The following is a 22534-nucleotide window of genomic DNA, read 5'->3' as shown; positions in this document are numbered from 1 at the left end:
GTGAAAATTTGCACAAAGAGAAAAATTAATTTTATTTTGCAATCATAATAATGACGGTTTTATGGCTGACTTAAAAGCATTATTTCAATATTACCTTGACCATCAAACGGAATTCGTAGGTAAGTACAACGGGAAATATCTGGTCATAAAGGATAATTCCGTCGTAGGGGTTTATGATAATGAATCAGAAGCTTATTTTGAGTCAGAAGCTAAGTATGGATTAGGGAATTTTATCATTCAACTTTGCACACCGGGCGATGAAGCGTATGCACAGCATTTCATGTCCCGCGTGGCTTTTGTGCGCTAATATGGATCCGACTGCTTTTACAGTACGAGAAGAGAAAATCAGATTAAATAAACTCATCACCAGATGTGGGATTTGTAAGGTATATGATCCGGTGCGAGGCGGGGAACATCCCCCGGTTAAGACATTTCAAGCATTATGGGATACCGGCGCAACCAACTCTGTGATTACAAAAGTGGTCGTCGATAAGTTGGGTTTAAGCCCTATTGGTATGGGGCGTGTGTATACTCCCCAAGGAGAAGCCATAACTAATATGTATTTAGTCAACTTGTTGTTGCCTAATAATATCGGAATACCTTCGCTAAGGGTATCAGAAGGAATACTGAAAGGGTTTGATGTCCTTATAGGAATGGATATCATTAGCCTGGGGGATTTTGCGATCACACATAAAAATGACGGTACTGTATTTTCATTCCAACTTCCTTCCACACACGAATATGACTTTGTAAAACAAATAAATAATTCTAAGCAATCCATAAAAGCAAAGAAAGGTAGGAGAAGGCATTAATTTTCCCATATATTTATTCTACATATGATAACCTTCATCCTAACCAATAAAGCCCGCGACAGATCACCGATTGCGCTTCTTGTTTCTTTTAAAGGAAAGAAATACAAGAAAAGTACCGGCGTTTCCTGTCTTGTCAGAATGTGGAATCAGAATAAAAAGCGCATAAAGGTCACTACGTCGAATCCCGAAGCCAACGAGGATAACGACACTTTGGATAAGTGGGAGATCGCAGCCAAAGAAACGTTGTCAGAGTTCAAAACTTGCAGAAAAGCCCCCGATCCGAAGGAATTTATATCCAAGATTCAGTACAGGTTTTACGGCGAACAAAACAATGATGACGATGAAGAAGACGCTAAAATTGGCTTCTTCGATGCGTTCGACGATTACTTGCTGACGCACAAAATGTCGGATGTTACTATTACTAATCATAAGGTGATTTACCGGGCCCTAAAACGGTATGAACTGTACAGCAGGAATAAATTAACATTAGATGATGTAACGCCTAAAATACTTTCGGATTTCGAAGATTTTCTGGTCAAAGAACATACATTTTTTACGCACAACGAATCGGGCGGGGTGATCTGCATCCAGGCGTACAAACACATATACGAAGCCTGCCCCGAAACCAGAACTCCGAAGCAAAGGGGGAGGAATACCATTGCTTCGATCCACAACAAATTACGTACATTCTTCCACTGGTGCAAAACGAAGCGATACACAAATAATTACCCCTATGAGAATTTCGAAATGAAGAACGCGTCATATGGAACCCCCTTTTATTTGACTATCGAGGAACGGAATGCGCTATATCATTTTGATTTTTCATTTAGGCCCAGCCTTGCCCGACAGCGGGATATTTTCGTGTTTCAATGTTTGATCGGGTGTAGGATATCCGATCTGATGGCATTAACTAAATCCAATGTGATAAACGGAGCGATAGAGTACATCCCCCGCAAAACCATAGAAGACAGGGCGAAAGTGATCCGCGTGCCTCTTAATTCTATTGCCAAGGAGATACTTGATAAGTATGATGATAATGATGAGGATAAGCTATTTCCCTACATATCATCCCAGAAATACAATGATGCAATTAAAGAAATGCTGTCTATCGCCGGTATAAATAGATTAGTCACCATTTTGGATACGGTTACGCAGGAGCAGAAGCAAGTACCGATATGCGATGTAGCATCTTCTCACATGGCCCGGCGCACGTTTATCGGGAACCTTTACAAAAAAGTAAAAGACCCCAATCTGGTGGGATCTCTTTCCGGGCATAAGGAAGGAAGTCGCGCATTCAGCCGGTACCGCGAGATCGACGAGGAAATAAAAATAGATCTTGTAAAATCAATCGAATAGTTGACGTTGTCCGAAGAAAGAACTATCTTTGAATACGGGCATTGAGAATGCAGTACCAGGATGCAGTATCAAATTATTGTGACAAGATGGTATTTTTCATCACAACTATACAGCATTATTATCGTTAACGCGTTTATTTTGTGACCAAATAGCGATTTACGTAACAATATCCGCACTCCCTTATACAGTACGAAATTTCTTTTGCCATTCTTCGACAATATTTTTAGCCGATTATTTTGTGTAAAATTTTGTTTTAGAGTATTTTTTCTTTTTTTGTTATTATATTTGTATAATTATACGATTTAATTTATTCTTTGCCATTCAATCGGAAGGGAATTTTGTGGGTGGTAGTAATGATTATTACATTTTTTATTTTAAATATTTTTTATTCTCACATTTATAATAGCTATGAAAAAAGTTTTTCTTTTATTAACAGCTACTGCGATAATGCTGGCAGTAGGAGTGTATTCGTTAGTCGATACGAAAAATGTTGTTGGCCTTATGACATTGTCGGAAGTTGAGGCATTGGCTAGAAGCGAAGGCGAAAGCGGCGGCAGGGCCCCAAGAGAAATCAAAGTGCAATGTTGTGTCGAATGGGAGTATGATTATACGGATGCGCAAGGAGTAGACCATTTAAGATGTAAAAGAATGGAGGAGAAGTCTGGTTATGATTGTACAGGAGGTAGCTCTACCTGTACTCCGAGTTGGCCTTGCTAATTTGATTATCAGTGGATTAAATGTGATAAACGGAGAAGCGTCTAGTCGCTTCTGTCTTGTATTGTGATTATGAAGAAACTGATCGTAATTGTCTTTTGCTGCTTTTTTCTTTGTTGCCGGGATTCGTCAGACAAGGAAAACGGTACGGGGGAAAATTTGACAACGGTAACGATTGTACCGCAGGAACCTTTTCCGGTCGCCAAATTCATCGAGGATATCCGCGTTTTGCCGTTGGAGTCGGATGGAAAACATCTGATCGGGGCGGTGGATAACTTATTGTTTACGCGGGAGCGGATTGTCGTGTCGGATCAGAGGCTTTCGAAATGCGTTTATATATTCGATTATGACGGAAAAATCAAAGCGGTTATCGACAGGCAGGGCCGGGGGCCGGGAGAGTATATTTCACCGACTTACACGACTTTGACTCCGGATTCGAGCCGGATAGCCATCTATGATAATTTGGGGAGTAAAGTGTTGTTTTTCGATCTGGAAGGCAGATTCCTGGAACATAAAGAGGTAAGTTTCTGGTTTAGCGAGTTTGAGTATATAGACAAGGATCATGTCGTTTGTACTACTTACGGAGCGGATGATCCGGGGCTTAAAAAAGCGGATATGCAGGGGAATCTTATGATTTTTACCGACGGCGATTTCCGGATCGAGACGGGAGGCCTGCGAAATATGTATGGGGAGCATCCGAATTTTCCGTTTCGTCCTGAATTGAAGAAGATAAACGGAGACGTTTTTTTAACGCCGGCTTTCAGCGATACGGTTTACAAAGTCGGTACCGGTTCGCTTGAACCGTATTATCACGTGGATATATCGGCCATAGGCGGAGTTACCCATATGGATGCGGGAATAAGTCGGGATGAGTATGAGGATCTGGTAGATCATAATAATTTTTTTTCCGGAAGGTTTCTGGAGAACGACTCGTTCGCTTTGTTTATATTCACGGAGAACCGGGAGATCAAGGAGCGTATTTTCGACAAACGGACACAAAAAGTATATTCTTTGACGCGGGACAGCAAAGTCAATAATCCGTTTAGGATCAGTTGGTTCGATGTGGATCTGTTGCAGAGTAAAAGTATTTGCGATAACCGGTTTGTCGCTGTCGTTCCGGCGTATTATCTGTTAATGGGATATTCGAATTGTGCGGATGACTATCCTCAGTTGGCAGGTTTGAAGGAAGAAAGTAATCCAGTATTGGTGTTTTACAAACTTAAGGATCCGGATAAGACGGACTAATGGTTTTGATTATGTTATATATGATTAAATTTTAAATGATTAAAATTATGAAAAAAAATTATCTTTTATTAGCTGTTACTGCGATTATGATGTCTGTCGGGGCGTATTCGTTGGTCGATACGAAAGAAGCATCTGTTCTTATGTCTTTGAAAGAAGTCGAAGCTTTGGCAGATCAAGAATCGGACGGCGGGGAAGGTCGTTATAGTCCGTATTATATCTCTGTGGATTGTTGTACGAAATGGGAATTCGATTATACGGATTCGCAAGGAGCTAGTCATTATCGTTGTGTCAGCTGGATTCAAAAGACTTCGGTTGTGTGCGTAGCCGGAAATGGATCTTGTACTGCATATTCTCCTTGCTAGATTGAGCTAAGGTTAAGACAATTCTTTCTTTGGATACGAAACCGAACATTCGTCAATTTTTTGTTTTGAAAAAAATATATCTTATAGCGGCCGGTTTAGCCGTCGTTTTTCTTATTGTAACGAACCTTATTCTTGTTAAACGCGTTTCGGATGCGGAAACAGCGGTCGAATTGAGGGATTCGATTATTCGGGAGGCAGGTTCACGATCTTCTTCTCTGGAAGTGAAATACCTTAAAAGTTGTTTCAGTGGCTTGCTTTTGAATGAAGACATAAAAGCGTTTAATGCAGAATTGGTAGCGGCGGATCAGAGAAAGTATACGTTGGATCAGGCGCTGGGAAAAGGGCCTGTGCTTATATTGAGATACAGTGAACTGAACTGCGCGGATTGTGTGGTTTTTGCATTACGGAAAATTGCGGAAATTGCGGAAAAATATAAAGTGACTCCTGTCATTATTTCGGAATATTCTGATATGCATTCATTTAAAGATGCAGTTGCCAATTTTGGCAGAGATCGTTTTCTTTTCTACAATGTTGAAAAATTTTCCGATGTCGACCGGAAGGGGGTTCCTTATTATTGCTTATTGATGCCGGATCGTACGGTACATGCTGTCTTCATTCCCGATAAGTTACATCCGCAAATCACGGACTTTTATTTCGAGAACGTTGTGAAACGTTTTTTTAGTAATACGGATAATGATTGAGAGGCCGCGTTAATCAAAATCATGGGGCTTATTGAATCTCCGAAAGTTATTCTTTGTTTTCGGTGATGAATCGGCACAACTGTTCGCGGGCCCGGTGTATCTGGGTTTTGACCGTTCCCATCGGGAGCGAGAGTTTTGCGGCGATCTCTTCGTAAGAGAATTCACGGAAGAAACGGAGTTCGATCAATTCGCGGTAGCGCGGCGACATTTTCGCCAGCAATCCTTCCAACTGAACCTGGCTCTGGTGCGTGATCAGGTGCTCCTCGGGGGTCGGGCCTCCGAGGGAGCCGGATACGCCGATCCCTTCGCCGACATAGTCGATCGACACCGTATCGTCGCGCCGGCGCCGCGTGTAGTCGATGAACGTATTCCGTGCGATCGTATAGACCCATTGGCCGAACGTGAAACGGCTGCTGTAACGCTGCAGATTCAGGTATACTTTGACGAACGTCTCCTGCAGTAGGTCGTTGGTGTCGTCCACGTTACCCCCGGTGCGCTGCATGTAGAGTTGGTAGATCGAGTCGCGGTAACGGTTGAACAGGTGTTCGAAAGCGGTCGAATCCCCGTCCTGCACCCGCCCGATCAGTTCCTGATCGGTGGCAATTATGTAATCTTCTATCGCCATATCGCTTTGTTAGGCCGTATCCGGCGGCTCAACGTCATCAAAAAGCCGCCTAGCGGGGCCCAGAAATCATACAGGATGTAAGTTCCCCCAAATTTTTTTTCGCCGAGCCGCCGTCCGATCCGGCGCATTTTCAGTTCGACGATCAGCAGCCTCAGCAGAGCGGGCAGCAATGGAACCGCGATCCATCGGACAGGCAGCAACGCCGCCGCTGCCGCCGTTGTCGCGAAAAACAGGAACCGACTGGAGAGTTCGTTGCGGACTGCCCTTCGGGCCTTTGCCGGATAGTAACGAAAAGCGTGCCCGAAATATTTGTTGACGCCGTACCACCAGCCGAGGCCTCCGTACTGGATCTGGCGTACGGTCGCATTCGGATTCATTACGACGCTGACGTTGTCCGCGCGGACGATTTTCTGGATAAACAGGTCGTCGACGCCGATATTCATATTCAGGTGGTTGAACCCCCTGCTGTCGAAATAGAGGCTTTTCGTGTAACCGATGTTGTGCTCGGTGCCACGGAAGGTTTTCCCCCGCGTCGCGGCGGACAGGTAGCGCACCGAGGTCATCAGGCGACTGCAACGCATCCACCGGTTGGCCATGCCCTTTTTGGGTTCGATGCCGCAGTAACCGATGACCACGTCCCCGCAAATAAATCCTTTGGCCATCAGCGACAGCCATTTCTCGGAAACGGGGTAACTGTCCTGCGTCGTGAATATCAGGTGCTCGTAACGCGCCGCTTTGATCCCGACCGTCAGGGCCAGCTTGATGCTGTGTTCGTGATGGCTCTGCTGCCGGATGCAGGTTACGTGCAGGTTCGGCACGACAAGGCTTTTTTCCCGCAAGATCTCCCCGATCTCGTCGTCGTAGCTGCAATCGACCAGGACGACTTCGAATTCGTCGTATTGCTGTCCCAGCAACAATGGCAAGGTATGCTCGATGAAGTAGAAGGAGTTGCCACGAACCACGACCACGACCGAAACCGGCGGCGAGGGAATGTCCTGACGGATGCCCCGGTTGTTGCGGAACCGCGGCAGCCGGCCGTAGCGCCCCAGGTAGTAATGCAGTTGGATGAAGAAAAAAACGAGCGCGGCCCCTATCAGTCCCACGACCCAGTAAGGATGGACGATACCCTTTGCCGTCAGGTCGTTATACAGGAGATCCAAGTATTCCACGATGCGATCGGTTTAAACGTATTTCGTTGATTCTGTCCCGGTTGCCAGAACGTCGTTTGTCGGACGGGTTTTCACTCGGCGGTCGTCGCCGGCCCGGAAAACGGTTTACAAATGTACGGGATTTTGGGGGAATACCCAAACGGTTTCCCGATCCGCGAAAAAATATTTACCTTTGCCCTTCATGAATTTTGAACTCGCACATACCGATCCGCACAGTGCGGCGCGCGCCGGGGTAATCACGACCGGTCACGGGACGATCGAAACGCCGATTTTTATGCCCGTAGGAACGGTCGGAAGCGTCAAGGGCGTTTTCCACCGCGACTTGCAGCAGGAGGTGGGCGCGCAGATCATTTTGGGGAATACCTATCACCTGTACCTGCGGCCGGGCACCGAAATCCTCGAACGGGCCGGCGGCCTGCACCGTTTCTGCGGGTGGGAGCGGCCGATACTGACCGATAGCGGCGGTTTTCAGGTCTTTTCGCTGGCCGAGTGCCGCAAAATCACCGAGGAAGGGTGCCGTTTCAGTTCGCACATCGACGGGTCGAAACACCTGTTTACGCCGGAGAGCGTGATGGACGTGCAGCGGAGTATCGGGGCCGATATCATGATGGCGTTCGATGAATGTCCTCCCGGGGACGCTCCGTACGATTATGCGGCCAAATCGCTGAATCTGACCTGCCGGTGGCTCGAACGTTGTTTCGAGCGGTATGCCGCGACGCGGCCGAAGTACGGTTACCGCCAGTCGCTTTTTCCGATCGTGCAGGGATGTACCTATCCGGATCTGCGGACGCGTTCCGCCGAATTCGTGCAGCAGTTCGACGCCGACGGGTATGCGATCGGGGGACTGGCCGTCGGCGAGCCTGCGCCGGTAATGTACGAAATGATCGAACTGGTGAACGGAATCCTGCCGATCGACCGGCCGCGTTACCTGATGGGAGTCGGAACGCCGGTAAACCTGCTCGAAGCGATCGAGCGCGGCGTGGATATGTTCGATTGCGTGATGCCGACGCGCAACGGACGCAACGGGATGCTGTTTACCAGCGAGGGGATCATCAATATCCGCAACCAGAAGTGGCGCGACGATTTTTCGCCGATCGATCCGGCGGGCAACTGCTTCGCCGATACGGCGTACACGAAGGCTTACCTGCGCCACCTGACCGTCGCCGGCGAAATGCTGGCCGCGCAGATCGCGAGCCTGCACAACCTCGCCTTCTACCTGTGGCTGGTGAACGAAGCGCGCCGGCGCATCCTCGACGGAACTTTTTCGGCGTGGAAACCCGGAATGGTCGTTAAACTGTCGCAGCGATTGTAAATTTAGGCGGGAACCGGCCCCGAAATACCGGATTTTCGTTAACTTTGACCGCAGTTTGAAACGCATAGCAACAGCGCACGAATCACGAATATGAAATTCCCCGGAATCAAAATCATAGACCGTTACATCATCCGCAAGTTCCTGGGGACCTATTTTTTCGCTATTGCGCTGATCATCGTCGTGGTCGTGATCTTCGACGCGGCCGAAAAGATCGACGACTTCATCGAACTGAAGGCCCCGCTGTCGAAAATCGTCCTTCAGTATTATCTGAATTTCATACCGTTCTTTATCAATCAGTTCAGTGGGCTGTTCACGTTTATCGCGGTTATTTTCTTCACGTCGAAAATGGCTTATCAGACCGAGATCATCGCGATCTTGTCGGCCGGGATCAGTTTCCGGCGGCTGATGTGGCCTTATATCCTCAGCGCCGGGGCGATCACGCTGCTGAGCCTGGTGCTGAACCTGGTGGTGATTCCCGCGGCGAACGGCGAGCGACTGAAGTTCGAATTGAACTACATCAAGAATATCAAGGGGGCGAAGTACGATCCGCATATTTACCGGCAGATCGAGCCGGGCACGTTCGCTTATATCCGAGACTATACCGAGCAGACCCGGACTGCGGCGTTCTTCGTGCTCGAAACTTACGAGAACGGGACGATCGTGTCTTCGCTCGAGGCTGCGAATGCGAAGTTCGATCCCGAAACGGGGCGTTGGAGCGCTCCGAAAAGCGTCTACCGGAAATTTGAGGACGACAAGGAGATTTTTAATAACACGCAGGCGCTCGATACGCTTATAAACCTGAATACAAGCGAACTGGGGCGTGTGGAAGAACTGGTCAAGACAATGGATATCGTAACGCTCGGCCATTTTATCCAGCAGCAAAGGGCCAAGGGGTCGGATATGATTGCCCGCTTCGAGGTGGAACGGCACAACCGGTTCGCCTTTCCGGCCTCGACATTTATCCTGACGATCATCGGCGTGTCGCTGTCGTCGCGCAAAGTGCGCGGAGGAACCGGGCTTCACATCGGCATCGGCATCGTGCTGGCGTTCTCGTTCATCTTGTTCAGCAAGTTCGGCGAAGAGTTTGCTAAGGGCGGATTGCTGCCGCCCGGAATCGCCGTCTGGATCCCGAACATCATCTATTCGTTCATCGCATTCTACCTTTACAAGAAGGCTCCGAAATAGCGGACTATCCCGAACGGGGGTATTGAGAAACGAAAGCCTCCGGCACATATCTGTGCCGGAGGCTTTCGTTTCGGGACTTTTCGTCGATATTATTCGGCCGCCGGATCCGGCAGCCGGTCGATCTCGTCGAACGTGAACCGGCGGATTTCGCAGTCGCCGATGCCGCGCAGTAAAACGAAGCTGACCGAGTCAGCCTCTTTTTTCTTGTCGTGCTTCAACGCTTTGACGAGCCGTTTGAAGTCGATCTCCGTACGAATCGGCAGGCCCATCCGTTCGAATACCCGCCGCACGCGGTCGGCTTCGTCCTGCGTCGCGGTTCCCAAGTGGGCCGACAGGCGGGCGATCATGACCGTGCCGATCGCGACCGCTTCGCCGTGCAGGAATTCGTTGCCGCACTTTTCGATGGCGTGGGCAAACGTATGTCCGAGGTTCAGCTTGCGTCGTTCGCCGCTTTCGCGTTCGTCGCGTTCGACGACGTCGGCTTTGACGCGGATGGCCCGCGTGATAGCTTCGTTCAGCAGCGATTGGTCGTTGCGGAATGCGTCGATCGGATGGTTTTCGAACAGTTCGAACAGGCCCCGGTCGGCGATCAGGCCCGCTTTGATGATCTCGGCCAGCCCGGCCCGGAACTCGCGGTCGGGCAGCGTTTGCAGCATCGACAGGTCGCACAGTACGAAATCGGGCTGATTGAACGTGCCGACCATATTTTTGTATCCTTCGTAGTTGACTCCGTTTTTGCCCCCGACGCTGGCGTCCACCTGGGCCAGCAGCGTCGTAGCGACGAATCCGAACCGTAGTCCGCGCATGTAGGTCGACGCGACGAACCCGGTGATATCGGTAACGATGCCGCCGCCGATGCCGACGATGAACGTCGTCCGGTCGGCTCCCCGTTCGAGCAATTCGGCGTAGAGTTTGTTGACCGTCGTCATGGTCTTAATCGTTTCCCCCAGGCCGATCAGACAATAGTCGTACCGGTTGATGATCTCCTTGTAACGGCGGTGTACATTCCCGTCGGTGATGATAATAACCCGTTTGCCTTCGGGCAGGTAATTGTCGAGCGAGTTGATCACGTCGCCTACGACCACCTGCGAAGGCTTCCCTTCCCTGCGTTTAACCTCGATCACTTGTTTCATGTTCTGTGGATTTGTCCTGCGCCGCCCCGGCGTTTTCCGCCTGCGGCGTATCTCGGAATTATAATACAAAGATAAATTTTATTTCGTACCTTTGCTCCCGACAAAAATCCATTCTATGCAAAATTTACGCAATATTGCGATTATTGCCCACGTCGACCACGGCAAAACCACGCTCGTCGATAAAATGATCCTGCAGGGCAACCTTTTCCGTGACAATGAAAAAACCGGCGAACTGATCCTCGATAATAACGACCTCGAACGCGAGCGGGGGATTACGATCCTGTCGAAGAACGTGTCGGTGAATTATAAGGGAATAAAAATCAACATTATCGATACCCCGGGCCACTCGGATTTCGGCGGCGAGGTGGAGCGGGTGCTGAACATGGCCGACGGCGTGCTGCTGCTGGTGGACGCTTTCGAAGGGACGATGCCGCAGACGCGCTTCGTGTTGCAGAAGGCGCTGTCGCTCGGTAAAAAGCCGATCGTCGTGGTTAATAAGGTGGACAAGCCGAACTGCCGTCCCGAAGAGGTGTACGAGCAGGTGTTCGACCTGATGTTCACGCTGAACGCGACCGAAGATCAGCTCGATTTCGTGACGATCTACGGTAGTGCGAAACAGGGTTGGATGTCGCACGTATGGAAAGAACGCACCGGGGACATCACCCCGTTGCTCGATGCGATTATCGACAACATTCCGGCGCCGCAGCAAAAGGAGGGTACGCCGCAGTTACTGATCACGTCGCTGGAGTATTCGCCTTACGTCGGCCGGATCGCCGTCGGCAAGTTGACGCGCGGGACGCTGAAGTCGGGGATGCCGATCACGCTGGCCAAACGCGACGGTAAAACGATGGTCAAGACCCGAATCAAGGATCTGATGGTATTCGACGGATTGAGCAAAACCAAAGTCGAGCGGGTCGAATGCGGCGAGATTTGCGCGCTGGTCGGCATCGAAGGGTTCGAGATCGGCGATACGATCTGCGATTTCGAAAATCCGGAGCCGCTGGAACCGATCGCAATCGACGAACCGACGATGAGCATGTTGTTTACGATCAACGACTCGCCGTTCTTCGGCAAGGAGGGAAAATACGTGACGTCGCGCCACATCAAGGAGCGTCTCGACCGCGAACTCGAAAAGAACCTGGCGTTGCGCGTGGTGCCGGGCGCTTCGTCCGATAGTTTTATCGTGTACGGGCGCGGCGTGCTGCACCTGTCGGTGCTGATCGAAACGATGCGCCGCGAAGGATACGAATTGCAGGTCGGTCAGCCGAAAGTGATTATCAAGGAGATCGACGGGAAAAAGTGCGAACCGGTCGAAGAACTGACGATCGACATTCCGGAAGCGTATTCGGGCAAGGCGATCGAGCTGGTAACCAAACGCAAAGGGACGCTGCTCGACATGACTTCGATTTACGACCGCCAGCGGATCGTATTCGAAATTCCGTCGCGCGGAATCATCGGGCTGCGCAGCAACCTGCTGACCGCTACGGCCGGCGAAGCCGTCATGTCGCATCGGCTGAAAGGGTTCGAACCGTATAAAGGGGATATGGAGATGCGCCAAAACGGTTCGCTGATCGCGATGGAGACCGGTACGGCTTATGCCTATGCGATCAACAAGCTACAGGATCGCGGCACGTTTTTCGTATCGCCGCAGGACGAGATTTACGCCGGACAGGTAGTGGGCGAAAGCACGCGTCAGGAAGATATCGTAATCAACCTGACCAAGTCGAAAAAACTGACCAATATGCGCGCCAGCGGTTCGGACGACAAGGTGTCGATCGCGCCGCCGGTGATCTTCTCGCTGGAGGAAGCGCTCGAATACATCAAAGAAGACGAATATGTCGAAGTGACGCCGAAGTCGATCCGGCTGCGCAAGATTGTCCTGAACGAGACCGAACGCAAACGTCAGGCGAAATAAACGGTCGAAAACAAGATAACGAAAAGGCGGATCGACGATCCGCCTTTTCGTATTTTCGGGAAAGGTTTATCCGAAATAGAGCAGCATGGTGCCAGCCAGTACGACGGCGAGAATCGCCGCTTTCACCTTGATCTGCCGTTCGTGGAACAGGATCGCTCCGACGACGAACGTGAATACGACGCCCGACCGGCGGATCGGCGAGAGTACCGACAACAGCGCCTCGGGATCGCTCAACGCATAGAAGTACAAAAAATCCGATACGGTCAGCAGGAATCCGGTCAGAAAGATCGTCCACCGCCACTGCAACGGCGTGGTTTGTTTTCGTTTCGGATACCACATCAGCAGCACGATCACGATCATCATCAGCGACTGGTAGTAACAGGTGTAGGCCTGTATGGCCAGCCGGTCGTAACGGACGATCAGGAATTTGTCCCACAGCGCACTCGCCGCGCCCAGCAACGTCGAGGCGATCAGGAAATAGACCCACAGCATTTTTCGGCGCGGCGGTTCGCGGTCGTCCCGGCCGTCGCGTTTGTCGAGGTTCGACAGAACGACCAGCGCCGTCAGCACGACGATCACGCCGGCCCACTGGCTGAAATTGAGCCGCTCGCCGAAAATCAGGATCGCCCCGAGTACGACGAAAACCGGGCGGCTCGCCTTGACCGACGACGAGATCGTCAGCGGCAGGTGCTTGGTCGCAAAGAAACCGAATATCCACGATCCGAGTACGATTGCCGCTTTCAGCAGAATCCCCCAGTGCGCGTCGGCGGATACGGGGGGAATGTAGAAGGCGGTGTCCAACAGCGTATCCGGTGAGAAAACGCTCACCAATTGCAACGGCAGGAACAGGGCGGCGCTCAGCAGAATGCTGAGCGCCAGCACCGGAATAACGGCGTTGTCTTTCAGCGCGCTTTTCTTCGCCACCTCGTCGAGACCGAGAAAAAGCGATGAAAAAAATGCCAGTGTCAGCCACATAACCGTTTCGTTTGAATTTTTATGCGGCAAAGATAGCTATTCCGTTCGAAAACGGGTGCGAAACGGAGATTCGGGATATAAAAGCTTTCGGCGCGAATTGCTTTTTTCCAGGTTTTTTTACCTTTGTATAAAGGTTTTCGGATCGAAGGAATCATAAAATATAGGAATTATGAAAAAAATCCAGTTCTTGTTTATTGCGACGTTCGGTGCTTTTTTTGCCTGCACAAGCGGGCAGCATACCGGGACGGCTCCGGCGCTGGTTCAGGTTTCGGCATTCGATACGGTGTTGGACGGCTCGGACGTGTCGCTCTACACGCTGCGAAACGACAGCGGCATGGTCGTCCAGGTCACCAATTACGGCGCGCGCGTGGTATCGTTGTGGGTGCCCGATGCGAAAGGGGATTTCCAGGACGTCGTCTGGGGATACGAGTCGATCCACGACTACCTGGACTCTCCCGACCGGTTTTGCGGCCCGGTGGTCGGCCGTTACGGCAACCGGATCGGTAAGGGACGGTTTACCCTGGATGGGAAATCGTACCAGTTGACGCTGAACGATGGGGAGAACCACCTGCACGGCGGCGCCGACGGTTTCTGGAACAAGGTATGGATCGCGCGGCCGTTCGAGAACGAACAGGGGGAACAGGCCGTCGAAATGAGCTACCGGTCTCCCGACGGCGAAGAGGGGTATCCGGGTAATCTGTCGATTGCCGTCACTTATACGTTGCAGAAAAACAATGCCTTGAAGATCGAATACCAGGCAATGACCGATGCGCCGACGATCCTCAACCCGACGAGTCACAACTATTTCAATCTGCATGGAAACACGGCTTCCAGTACCGATTCGCATGTGCTAACGATCCATGCCGACCGATTTACGCCGACCGATGCGGGATTGATTCCGACCGGCGCGCTCGATTCGGTAGCCGGAACGCCGCTTGACTTCCGGGTGGCGCAGCCGATCGGCAGTCGGATCGACGCCGATTTCGAACCGATGAAGCTGGCTCGCGGATACGATCACAACTGGGTGCTGAACAAACAGGGGAACGAAATGAGCGTGGCCGCCGAAGTGTACGAACCCGCAACGGGGATCGTGATGAAGGTCGAAACCGATCAGCCCGGCCTGCAGTTTTACAGCGGGAATTTTATGGACGGGACGGAGATCGGCAAACGAGGCGACCGGCATAATTTCCGCACGGGGATAGCCCTCGAGACCCAGAATTTTCCCGATGCGCCGAATCACGAGAATTTTCCGTCCGCCGTGTTGCGCCCGGGCGAGACTTATACGCAGACCTGCGTCTATGCTTTCAGCGTGAAAAAATAGATCCGCCGACGGATTACAATGTCGTTCCGGAATCGTCCGGAACGGCTTTTTTGTTCTTCGGGGGCGCGGAACTTCGGGAACGCGAATCGCGCCAAAAGAAAACGGGCGCTTCGAAAAGTGCCCGTTTCGGTTGTTGAGATCAAAGCGCCTGCTATTTGTTGGCGGCTTTTTTATCGTAATGTTTTTGATAGCGGCTCATAAACTTATCGACGCGTCCTGCGGTGTCAACCAACTTCATCTTACCGGTGTAGAACGGGTGCGACGTGTTGGAAATTTCCATCTTATACACGGGATAGGTTTCGCCATTCACTTCGATGGTTTCTTTTGTCTGAACGGCGGACCTGCACAAAAACACATGATCATTCGACATATCCTTGAATGCCACCAAACGATAATTCTCAGGATGAATCCCCTTTTTCATGATGTTTTTTGTTTAAAAATAGTTAAAAATCAGTAAATTTCTACGATTGAGGATGCAAAGTTAGTAAATCAATCCGGTTTTCCAAAACAATGCATCCGTTTTTCCCCGAAAAACCGACCGCCGTTTCCGAAATCGCTTCCGAAGACGGCGCATTCGAAAGCATCGCCGTTGCGATCAACTACTTATAGCTGATGACCAGTACTTTGGAATACTCCCAGAATTTGCTTTTGTCCTTGATGACCAGCGATTCGAACACGCCGCTGTCGTTCATCACGAATTCGTACGACCCGGCCGGATGCGAACTGACGAGCGTCGCTTTCTTGTGTCCGATTTTCACGTCGTCGAAATTCCGGATATCGACCTGGGTGAAGCTGTCAAGGCTTCTGTTTTCGTTGATCTTCAGTGTTCTGCCGATGAATCCGCTCTTGTAGACGATCTCTTTCGAGAGCAGTTCCTTTTCCGATCCCACGATGTAATATCCGGTATTCAGGATGTTGTTCTGGGTTTTTACCTCCCCTTCGAGCGAGGTCTTTTCAGCGGTCAGTCCGCTGACCTGCGTATTGAGTCCCGAAACCTGCTCGGTCAGTTCGGCGACCTGGACGTGCATGTTTTCGAGATTTTGTTTCAGAATTTTGATTTCCTGGTCTTTCGATTCGATCTGGGCGTTCAGCTGCGCGATCAACTTCTCGAAACTGCCGATTTTGACGTTCGCTTTTTTAAGCTGGTCGGCCGACTGTTGCAACCGGGCGATCGTCTGCCGGTTGGCGATCAGCAGTTGGTTGATCGCTTCGATGTCCTCGTTGATCTGCGTGGTGGTTCCCTTCGGGATTTCGCCTTTGTCGATATTTTCGTTGATGATGTTTTCCCGGGATTTGATTGCGTTCAGATTCTCGGTAACGATGCTCAGCGACGAGAAAACTTCGTTGAGTACGGAATCTTTCTGGGCGACGACTACGGCCAGCGAATCGTTTTGGCTGGTCAGTCGCTCGGTTTTTTGTCCGCCCGTGCAGGACGCGAGCAGCAACAGCGCGAAGAGATATAAAATTTTTTTCATTACCCTGATGGATTAAGGTTTATTGGTTTTGATGTCGTATCCGGGCGTTACGGCCCGATCAGAAGGTGACTTTGATGCCCAACCCGAAATCGGCGGCGTGGAATCCGGTTTTTCCGATCACGTTCAGGTTCGGTTTATAATCCAAAGAGAATGCCAGAGGAATCGAAGCGACTTTGTATTCGAGTCCGACGATCCCGTTGATCCCGAACGTGAATTTGCCTTCGTGATGGTCCCACGACCCGATGTTGACGCCGGCGCCGTAATAGAAGTTGAATCCGCTGGCGATTACCGGCACGTTCCGTTCGTAGAGGGCGTACACGTTGAATCCCTGTGCGAAGTCGAGCATGCCTTCGATCGAGTTGACCGGGTCGAAATTGTGCCGTACGGTGATGCCGGAGGCGGTTACGCCGCCGCGGACGCCGATTGCCCAGTTATAGTTCTGGGCGCTGAGCCCCGTGACGGCGGTCAGCGACAAGATCGTTAGCAGAACAGCTATCTTTTTCATAAAACACAGATGAACGGTTAGTACCGGCAAAATTAATAATTTTAGTCATATAATCTCCCGGAAGGGATAAAAAGGAGGTCGCGAGGGACGGGATCGTGCGGATTGCTTCCGTCTTCCGCTTCCGGGAGGAGCATGGAGACCCGGGAAATCCGCGCGCCCTGTTTCCCGCCCGGCTTGTTTTTCATGCGGTTATACGGTTACGTGCCGAAATTTCGGATCTTTTCGGCAAATGCAGTCCTCCAGGTGATCGTTGATAAACCCCGAAGCCTGCAAGTGGGCGTAACAAATCGTAGTCCCGAAGAATTTGAATCCTCGTTTTTTCATGTCCTTGCTCATGGCGTCGGATTCGGGAGAAGATGCCGGAATCTCGCTCAACGACCGGAAGGTGTTGACAATCGGTTTTCTGTCGGGGAAGAACGACAGGGTGTATTCGTAAAAACTGCCGAACTCCTTTTGTATGGCGAGCAGCAGCCTTGCATTGGTGATCGCCGCTTTGATTTTCAGACGGTTTCTCACAATGCCGTCGAATCGCATCAGCCGTTCGACGTCTTCATCGGTCATTTGCGCCACCCGCTCGGCATCGAAATCGCAAAAGGCTTTGCGATACCCCTCGCGCTTCCTGAGAATAGTTATCCAGCTCAATCCGGCTTGGGCGCTCTCCAGCACGAGAAACTCGAACAGCGTCTTGTCGTCGGTCACCAATTTTCCCCACTCCCGATCATGGTATTTCACATACAGCTCGTCGGTTCCGCACCAGCCGCAGCGTCCGTTTATGATGTCTTGCATAATCACAATGTTTGAATACGGCGAAGATAGCGGATTCGCAGCGTCGTGCCAAATTTCAACGGACGATTCTGTTAATTTACAAACAACGAATTTTCCTTCCGATCGCCCGGCTTCGGAGGGTGATCGTCCCCCTGCAAAACCCAGCTCCGGGATGCTTCCGGCCTTTTGAGTCATCCGATATACACTCGTTGCCAGCGTTCCGATATCGGGTGTCGCAAGACCGTTTCCGTTTTTATTTGCCGTTTCGTATACTTAAGTAATAGAGTTATGAATCTTTTGGAATTATTGCCGTCGAATCGGCTGGATTCCATTGTAGGGCAGGTATTTGACAGTTAGACCCGCCGGGAATATGTGGTGCAAATACGGCATTTTTTACGGTTTACCGATACGCACGGACTGAGAGGAAGCCGCGATACATATACTGTCTGGCGGGTAACTGGAACACCAACCCGCGAAGCAAGCAAAGTATTCGTCCGATCTGAAAACAAGTCGGACGTTTTTATAGAAACATGATGAGAAGACAGGCGAAAATCCATCACAGTATCGGCTTTCCAAAGATTGCGTGCGGCACACGCTCCGTCCGCGACCGGTCGGAACGTTTCGGCCGGAATCCGGCGTCACGCACACCCGCCCGTGCGCAAAACCGCGCAATACGGAATAAGTATTTGCACCTATTGAACTTACCGGCGCATCGGCGTATCTTTGCCCGGAATCGCAAACCGAACTTTATGAAACGAAATTTCTGGGGTAGTTTTCGCAACGAAGACTGGATGGCAACGATCATGGGCCTGTTGCTGGTGGTCGCCGTAATAACAGTGCCCGGCTGGATTCCCGCATTTCCCAAAACATTGTCTACCGCCGGTTCCTGGCTATCGGTCGCCGGCATGTTCTTAATCGCAGCCCTGTTTTCCGCGCTCGGTATCAAACTGATGGGCGACCGGCTGCGGGGTTTCATCCCCTCTTTCGCCGCCATATTCGTCCTCTCGGCCCTTTGTCAATACGTTTCGATGCTTCCGCCCATCAAAACGGCGGGACTCGAATCCGTCTTTTTCTCGGTGATTCTGGGACTACTGATCCGCAATACCGTCGGATTACCCAAATGGCTTTCCCCGGCCGTCAGAAGCGAATACTACATTAAAATCGGCCTGATCCTGCTCGGCACGTCCGTTCTGTTCGGAGAAATTCTGAAAGCCGGAGCTTTAGGTATGCTCCAGGCCGTCGTCGTCGTCTTTACCGTCTGGTATTTCACTTTCTGGCTCGCCAGAAAGCTAAAACTGGACAGCGAAATGGGCATTATGCTGGCGAGCGCCGTATCGATCTGCGGCGTATCGGCGGCGATAGCGACCTGCGGAGCCATCAAAGGCGACAGCAAAAAGCTGTCTTTCGTGGTTTCCATCGTCCTGGTCGTGGCCATCCCGATGATGTCCCTGATGCCGCTTCTGGCAAAATGGATGGGACTTACGCCGGAAGTGGCGGGAGCATGGCTCGGGGGTACCATCGACACGACGGGAGCCGTAGTCGCCGCCGGCAAATTCCTGGGAGAAACGGCCGAGACGTACAGCGTCATCATCAAATCGTCCCAAAACGTACTGCTGGGAATCGCCGCATTCGCCATCTCGATCTACTGGTCGCTGCGCGGAACCAATCGCACCGAACGCCCCACCGCGAAAGTGATCTGGGATCGGTTTCCCAAGTTTGTCGTGGGTTTCGTAATCGCTTCGCTGGTCTTCAGTTTCTGTATGCCGCTGCAGGAGGCCAAAGCGCTCGGGGGATTGGCCAAAGGACTGCGCGAGGTCATGTTCTCGCTGGCTTTCGTGTGCATCGGGCTTGAGACCGATTTCCGGTTCATCTTCAAAAAAGAAAACAAAAGCAACATCGCCACCTTCTTCGTCGCCCAGGGATTCAATATCGTGGTCACGCTGGTAATGGCTTACCTGCTGTTCGGGTTGTGGGCCGGCTGATCGCCGACACAACGATTATGCTGCAACCCTTTGTAACGACGGTTCTCCAGAATCATTCGGTGAACCGTCGGTTTCGTACGATTCATTTTGTGCCGTGTCAGACCCGACGGGCGCGATCCGTCCAGCCGTAAAATTTCGGCGCGGATCCTCCTTTTGCAAATCCCGGTGAAGCATCGGCTTTGGTAATTTATCTTCGAATCGTTAACTTGCATCGATTTTAAACAACCCAAAACCGACACGATGAAACGAATTTACCGATCAATCCTGCTGCTGGCCGCCGCGCTGCCTGCGGCGTTTCCCGCAGAAGCCCGTGAAATCATCGATATCAACCGTAACTGGCGTTTTACGCTGGACGACGACCGGACGTACGGCGAACCGGCCTTCGACGACAGCGGTTGGCAACGGCTCGACCTGCCGCACGACTGGAGCATCGCAGGCGCTTACGACAAACGGAATCCGAGCGGGCCGCAAGGCGGCTTCATGCCGTGCGGAACCGGCTGGTACAGGCATTCCTTCGAAGCCCCCGCCGGTTCCGAAGGAAACCGCGTTTTCGTCCGTTTCGACGGCGTCTACATGAAATCCCAGGTATGGATCAACGGCCGCATGGTCGGCGAATACCCGAACGGGTACAATTCGTTCGAATACGACATCACCCCTTTCGTCCGCCGCGATACGCTGAACGTGCTCGCCGTCCGCGTCGACAATTCGTTGCAACCCGGGTCGCGCTGGTACACCGGATCGGGCATCTACCGGAACGTTCACCTGATCGTCACGTCGCAGATGCACTTTACCGACGGAGGCGTTTTCATCACGACTCCGGAAGTTTCGGCGGAACGGGCCCGAATCGAAATCAACTACCACGTCATCAACCACAACTACCCTGAGACGCGGTTTACCTGGACCGACAATAAGTCGCTGTACGTCTGGCTGCGCGACGGCAACGCCGACGCCGCGCCGAAAACCGACGCCAACAACCGGGTGCAGAAGGAATGCACGCTCACTTCGATCCTTTACGACGCAGACGGCCAGGAAATAAAACGGGTCTCGACCAAACATCGGATCGGGGATTACAGCGAAGCCGATCTAAGGCAACAAATCGAAATCGACCGCCCGCATCTGTGGTCGGACCAGACCCCTTACCTTTATAAACTGGTCGGTACGATCTCCTACGACGGCCGCGAGGCCGACCGGGTAAGCTATCCGGTCGGAGTGCGTACGATTCGTTTTTCGCCCGAACGGGGTATGGAAGTCAACGGCCGGCAGGTCAAACTACAGGGGGTATGCTTGCACCAGAACGTAGGTTGTTTCGGCAGCGCCGTACCGCTCGGGGTATGGCAGGAAAGACTCGAAACGCTGAAAGCGATGGGCTGTAATGCTGTTCGGCTCAGCCATTACCCGTTCGCGCCCGAATTCTACGATCTGTGCGACTCGCTCGGTTTTTACGTGTCGAACGAAATTTTCGACGAATGGAACCGCGGGCAGGAATGGGGCTATTCGGAAAGTTCGTACGGAAAAATGCCCTATACCTACCACCTCTATTTCGATCAGTGGGGCGAAACCGACCTGCGTCGAATGATCCGCCGCGACCGGAACCACCCGTGCGTCGCGCTGTACGTGCTCGGCAACGAAATTCCGAACCAGCGCATCCAGGGAATCGAAATCGCACAAAAGCTGAAAGCCATCACCCGTGAGGAAGACCCCACGCGGCCGGTAACCGCCGCCTGCGACTTCTTCGTCGGAGCCAATATTTACGGCTTTATGGATCAGTTCGACATCGCGGGTTACAACTACATCGACCGCATCCATCCGGACAGCCTGTACGCCGCCGAACACGCCCGTTACCCGAACCGCATCCTGCTCGGCACGGAGACTTATCATAAAACCCGCAACCACGTATCGATACGCGACAACGCCAGCGCGATCGGCGAATTCGTCTGGGTGGGCTACGACTACCTCGGCGAAATCGTGTGGCCGGATTACCGCGGCTGGGACGAAGGAATGCTCGATATCGCCGGCTTCCCGAAACCGGAATACTACCTGCGCAAAAGCTACTGGTCGGACGAACCCGTCGTCCATATCGGCGTCCGCCAGGGCCCCGACCGCGATTTCGATTGGAGTCCGCGCAACGTAGCCGACCACTGGAACTGGCAGGGGCGGGATCAGGACACCCTGGAAGTTTACGCCTACTCGAACTGCGACGAAGTCGAGCTCCGGATCGGCCGGCGCAGCCTGGGCCGGAAGCCGGTCGGGCGGAACGACTATTACGCTTTGTGGAATGTCCCCTTCAAAGCCGGCACGATTTCGGCAACCGGTTACAGGCAAGGGAAAAAGGTTGCCGAACACCGGCTCCTCACGGCCGGGAAGCCATATGCGGTCAAAGTATCGCGCATTTTCCGCTACGACGACGTTATCCGAGTAGAACTCTGCGTCGTCGACAAGGAAGGAATCCGTATCCCCGATTCCGAGGCGGAGATTACCCCTGGAAACATCCCGTCCGAACGCCTGCTCGGATTCGATAACGGCAATCAATACGACCCGCAGGGCCTCAAATACGCGTCCGCAGAACGGGGACGCTGCTCGGGCGGCCGCATGGTCGTCTACTTAAAACCGGATTCCGCCACCGTGAAAGCGACCTTCGATTCCCCGGGACTGATTTCAGCCGAAGCCGAGATCTAAATCTGCCGGACGAACATTCTCCCGGCAAATGTTCTTTCGAGTAAAAGAGAAGGCTGCGATTGCGAATCGCAGCCTTCTCTTCGAAACGTCTTTCCGAAACATTGCCCATATACAGATCCGTCCGAAAACACACGACGCTCCTCCGCACCGTCGTCGCAAACCGCCCGTTTGCTCTCGCCGGAACGGAAACCGGATCGTCGGAATACCCCCGACAAGCCCCAAAACGACGCTTAACCGAGACCATACGCAAAACCATCCGCATCCCCCGCCAGATCCATCGGCACGCCCCTCTCGGAACTTCTTCGT

Annotated in this window: 21 protein-coding genes; 13 read left to right on the top strand and 8 right to left on the bottom strand. The window is 51.9% G+C overall.

Annotation, left to right across the window (positions count from 1 at the left end):
- Positions 1-61 precede the first annotated feature (61 nt).
- From PGR91_RS03200 to PGR91_RS03170, 7 genes are all read left to right on the top strand, one after another.
- Positions 62-307, top strand: a complete 246-nt coding sequence (locus PGR91_RS03200; RefSeq protein WP_118655645.1) for a DUF5678 domain-containing protein — start codon at positions 62-64, stop codon at positions 305-307.
- A 1-nt stretch (position 308) separates the two neighbouring features.
- Entirely contained in the window at positions 309-812 is a 504-nt protein-coding gene (locus PGR91_RS03195) for an aspartyl protease family protein (protein WP_172970719.1), read from the top strand.
- Between the two features lie 24 nt (positions 813-836).
- A complete protein-coding gene (locus tag PGR91_RS03190; RefSeq protein WP_118655641.1) occupies positions 837-2168 on the top strand; it encodes a site-specific integrase in 1332 nt (443 codons plus the stop codon).
- Positions 2169-2576: 408 nt separating this feature from the next.
- Positions 2577-2885 carry a hypothetical protein gene (locus PGR91_RS03185; RefSeq protein ID WP_147387358.1) on the top strand — a complete coding sequence of 103 codons (309 nt, stop codon included), beginning with the start codon at positions 2577-2579 and terminating at the stop codon, positions 2883-2885.
- Positions 2886-2954: 69 nt separating this feature from the next.
- Positions 2955-4127 (top strand): 6-bladed beta-propeller, encoded by a 1173-nt coding sequence (locus PGR91_RS03180; RefSeq protein WP_055203139.1) that lies wholly within the window; start codon positions 2955-2957, stop codon positions 4125-4127.
- Between the two features lie 47 nt (positions 4128-4174).
- Entirely contained in the window at positions 4175-4489 is a 315-nt protein-coding gene (locus PGR91_RS03175) for an NVEALA domain-containing protein (RefSeq protein ID WP_147387357.1), read from the top strand.
- Positions 4490-4518: 29 nt separating this feature from the next.
- The gene (locus PGR91_RS03170) at positions 4519-5190 is read left to right on the top strand and encodes a hypothetical protein (protein ID WP_125147127.1); all 672 of its coding nucleotides are present in this window, start codon (positions 4519-4521) and stop codon (positions 5188-5190) included.
- Between the two features lie 46 nt (positions 5191-5236).
- Here the strand turns inward: PGR91_RS03170 and PGR91_RS03165 are convergent, their stop codons facing one another.
- Together PGR91_RS03165 and PGR91_RS03160 are read right to left on the bottom strand one after the other, a co-directional pair.
- Positions 5237-5815: an RNA polymerase sigma factor gene (locus PGR91_RS03165; RefSeq protein WP_055203143.1), complete on the bottom strand. Its 579-nt coding sequence runs from the start codon at positions 5813-5815 to the stop codon at positions 5237-5239.
- Entirely contained in the window at positions 5806-6984 is a 1179-nt protein-coding gene (locus PGR91_RS03160; RefSeq protein ID WP_118655639.1) for a glycosyltransferase, read from the bottom strand. The genes PGR91_RS03165 and PGR91_RS03160 overlap by 10 nt, the downstream gene beginning before the upstream one ends.
- Before the next feature lie 181 nt (positions 6985-7165).
- Here PGR91_RS03160 and tgt point away from each other — a divergent pair, with 181 nt between their 5' ends.
- Both tgt and PGR91_RS03150 read left to right on the top strand, forming a co-directional pair.
- Positions 7166-8296 (top strand): tRNA guanosine(34) transglycosylase Tgt, encoded by a 1131-nt coding sequence (tgt, locus tag PGR91_RS03155; protein ID WP_118655637.1) that lies wholly within the window; start codon positions 7166-7168, stop codon positions 8294-8296.
- 90 nt (positions 8297-8386) lie between these two features.
- The gene (locus tag PGR91_RS03150; RefSeq protein ID WP_118655635.1) at positions 8387-9481 is read left to right on the top strand and encodes an LptF/LptG family permease; all 1095 of its coding nucleotides are present in this window, start codon (positions 8387-8389) and stop codon (positions 9479-9481) included.
- An 89-nt stretch (positions 9482-9570) separates the two neighbouring features.
- Here PGR91_RS03150 and aroB read toward each other — a convergent pair whose 3' ends face one another.
- A complete protein-coding gene (gene aroB, locus PGR91_RS03145) occupies positions 9571-10614 on the bottom strand; it encodes a 3-dehydroquinate synthase (RefSeq protein WP_055203149.1) in 1044 nt (347 codons plus the stop codon).
- A gap of 115 nt (positions 10615-10729) precedes the next feature.
- Here aroB and typA point away from each other — a divergent pair, with 115 nt between their 5' ends.
- Positions 10730-12529, top strand: a complete 1800-nt coding sequence (gene typA, locus PGR91_RS03140) for a translational GTPase TypA (RefSeq protein WP_101573542.1) — start codon at positions 10730-10732, stop codon at positions 12527-12529.
- A gap of 66 nt (positions 12530-12595) precedes the next feature.
- Here the strand turns inward: typA and PGR91_RS03135 are convergent, their stop codons facing one another.
- A complete protein-coding gene (locus PGR91_RS03135; RefSeq protein WP_118457914.1) occupies positions 12596-13504 on the bottom strand; it encodes an EamA family transporter in 909 nt (302 codons plus the stop codon).
- A 169-nt stretch (positions 13505-13673) separates the two neighbouring features.
- Here PGR91_RS03135 and PGR91_RS03130 point away from each other — a divergent pair, with 169 nt between their 5' ends.
- Complete coding sequence (locus PGR91_RS03130) at positions 13674-14825, top strand: aldose epimerase family protein (RefSeq protein ID WP_118655633.1); 1152 nt, start codon at positions 13674-13676, stop codon at positions 14823-14825.
- A gap of 151 nt (positions 14826-14976) precedes the next feature.
- On the opposite strand, the gene PGR91_RS03125 is transcribed toward PGR91_RS03130, so the two are convergent.
- The 4 genes from PGR91_RS03125 to PGR91_RS03110 form a co-directional block, all read right to left on the bottom strand.
- Positions 14977-15246 (bottom strand): type B 50S ribosomal protein L31, encoded by a 270-nt coding sequence (locus tag PGR91_RS03125; RefSeq protein WP_055203156.1) that lies wholly within the window; start codon positions 15244-15246, stop codon positions 14977-14979.
- A gap of 178 nt (positions 15247-15424) precedes the next feature.
- Positions 15425-16300 carry a hypothetical protein gene (locus PGR91_RS03120; RefSeq protein WP_228385730.1) on the bottom strand — a complete coding sequence of 292 codons (876 nt, stop codon included), beginning with the start codon at positions 16298-16300 and terminating at the stop codon, positions 15425-15427.
- 58 nt (positions 16301-16358) lie between these two features.
- The gene (locus tag PGR91_RS03115; protein ID WP_055203593.1) at positions 16359-16805 is read right to left on the bottom strand and encodes a hypothetical protein; all 447 of its coding nucleotides are present in this window, start codon (positions 16803-16805) and stop codon (positions 16359-16361) included.
- A 189-nt stretch (positions 16806-16994) separates the two neighbouring features.
- Positions 16995-17591 carry a DNA-3-methyladenine glycosylase I gene (locus PGR91_RS03110; RefSeq protein WP_101573548.1) on the bottom strand — a complete coding sequence of 199 codons (597 nt, stop codon included), beginning with the start codon at positions 17589-17591 and terminating at the stop codon, positions 16995-16997.
- A gap of 728 nt (positions 17592-18319) precedes the next feature.
- Between PGR91_RS03110 and PGR91_RS03105 the strand changes: the two genes are divergently transcribed.
- On the top strand, positions 18320-19552 hold the full coding sequence (locus PGR91_RS03105; RefSeq protein WP_118655631.1) for a YeiH family protein: 1233 nt from the start codon (positions 18320-18322) through the stop codon (positions 19550-19552).
- 240 nt (positions 19553-19792) lie between these two features.
- Positions 19793-22228 (top strand): sugar-binding domain-containing protein, encoded by a 2436-nt coding sequence (locus PGR91_RS03100; protein WP_118655629.1) that lies wholly within the window; start codon positions 19793-19795, stop codon positions 22226-22228.
- The last annotated feature ends 306 nt before the right edge of the window (positions 22229-22534 follow it).

This window comes from Candidatus Alistipes pullistercoris, assembly GCF_027665465.1.
Classification (GTDB): domain Bacteria; phylum Bacteroidota; class Bacteroidia; order Bacteroidales; family Rikenellaceae; genus Alistipes_A; species Alistipes_A hominis.
This window is presented reverse-complemented; position numbering and strand designations above follow the sequence as displayed.

Excerpts from the sequence above, each read along its gene's own strand:
- PGR91_RS03135 (WP_118457914.1), bottom strand. The coding sequence starts at position 13,504 with ATGTGGCTGACACTGGCATTTTTTTCATCGCTTTTTCTCGGTCTCGAC.
- PGR91_RS03150 (WP_118655635.1), top strand. The coding sequence starts at position 8,387 with ATGAAATTCCCCGGAATCAAAATCATAGACCGTTACATCATCCGCAAG.
- PGR91_RS03110 (WP_101573548.1), bottom strand. The coding sequence starts at position 17,591 with ATGCAAGACATCATAAACGGACGCTGCGGCTGGTGCGGAACCGACGAG.
- PGR91_RS03175 (WP_147387357.1), top strand. The coding sequence starts at position 4,175 with ATGAAAAAAAATTATCTTTTATTAGCTGTTACTGCGATTATGATGTCT.
- PGR91_RS03180 (WP_055203139.1), top strand. The coding sequence starts at position 2,955 with ATGAAGAAACTGATCGTAATTGTCTTTTGCTGCTTTTTTCTTTGTTGC.
- typA (WP_101573542.1), top strand. The coding sequence starts at position 10,730 with ATGCAAAATTTACGCAATATTGCGATTATTGCCCACGTCGACCACGGC.
- aroB (WP_055203149.1), bottom strand. The coding sequence starts at position 10,614 with ATGAAACAAGTGATCGAGGTTAAACGCAGGGAAGGGAAGCCTTCGCAG.
- PGR91_RS03165 (WP_055203143.1), bottom strand. The coding sequence starts at position 5,815 with ATGGCGATAGAAGATTACATAATTGCCACCGATCAGGAACTGATCGGG.
- PGR91_RS03185 (WP_147387358.1), top strand. The coding sequence starts at position 2,577 with ATGAAAAAAGTTTTTCTTTTATTAACAGCTACTGCGATAATGCTGGCA.
- PGR91_RS03195 (WP_172970719.1), top strand. The coding sequence starts at position 309 with ATGGATCCGACTGCTTTTACAGTACGAGAAGAGAAAATCAGATTAAAT.
- PGR91_RS03115 (WP_055203593.1), bottom strand. The coding sequence starts at position 16,805 with ATGAAAAAGATAGCTGTTCTGCTAACGATCTTGTCGCTGACCGCCGTC.
- PGR91_RS03120 (WP_228385730.1), bottom strand. The coding sequence starts at position 16,300 with ATGAAAAAAATTTTATATCTCTTCGCGCTGTTGCTGCTCGCGTCCTGC.
- PGR91_RS03125 (WP_055203156.1), bottom strand. The coding sequence starts at position 15,246 with ATGAAAAAGGGGATTCATCCTGAGAATTATCGTTTGGTGGCATTCAAG.
- PGR91_RS03105 (WP_118655631.1), top strand. The coding sequence starts at position 18,320 with ATGAAACGAAATTTCTGGGGTAGTTTTCGCAACGAAGACTGGATGGCA.
- PGR91_RS03100 (WP_118655629.1), top strand. The coding sequence starts at position 19,793 with ATGAAACGAATTTACCGATCAATCCTGCTGCTGGCCGCCGCGCTGCCT.
- PGR91_RS03200 (WP_118655645.1), top strand. The coding sequence starts at position 62 with ATGGCTGACTTAAAAGCATTATTTCAATATTACCTTGACCATCAAACG.
- PGR91_RS03190 (WP_118655641.1), top strand. The coding sequence starts at position 837 with ATGATAACCTTCATCCTAACCAATAAAGCCCGCGACAGATCACCGATT.
- PGR91_RS03130 (WP_118655633.1), top strand. The coding sequence starts at position 13,674 with ATGAAAAAAATCCAGTTCTTGTTTATTGCGACGTTCGGTGCTTTTTTT.
- tgt (WP_118655637.1), top strand. The coding sequence starts at position 7,166 with ATGAATTTTGAACTCGCACATACCGATCCGCACAGTGCGGCGCGCGCC.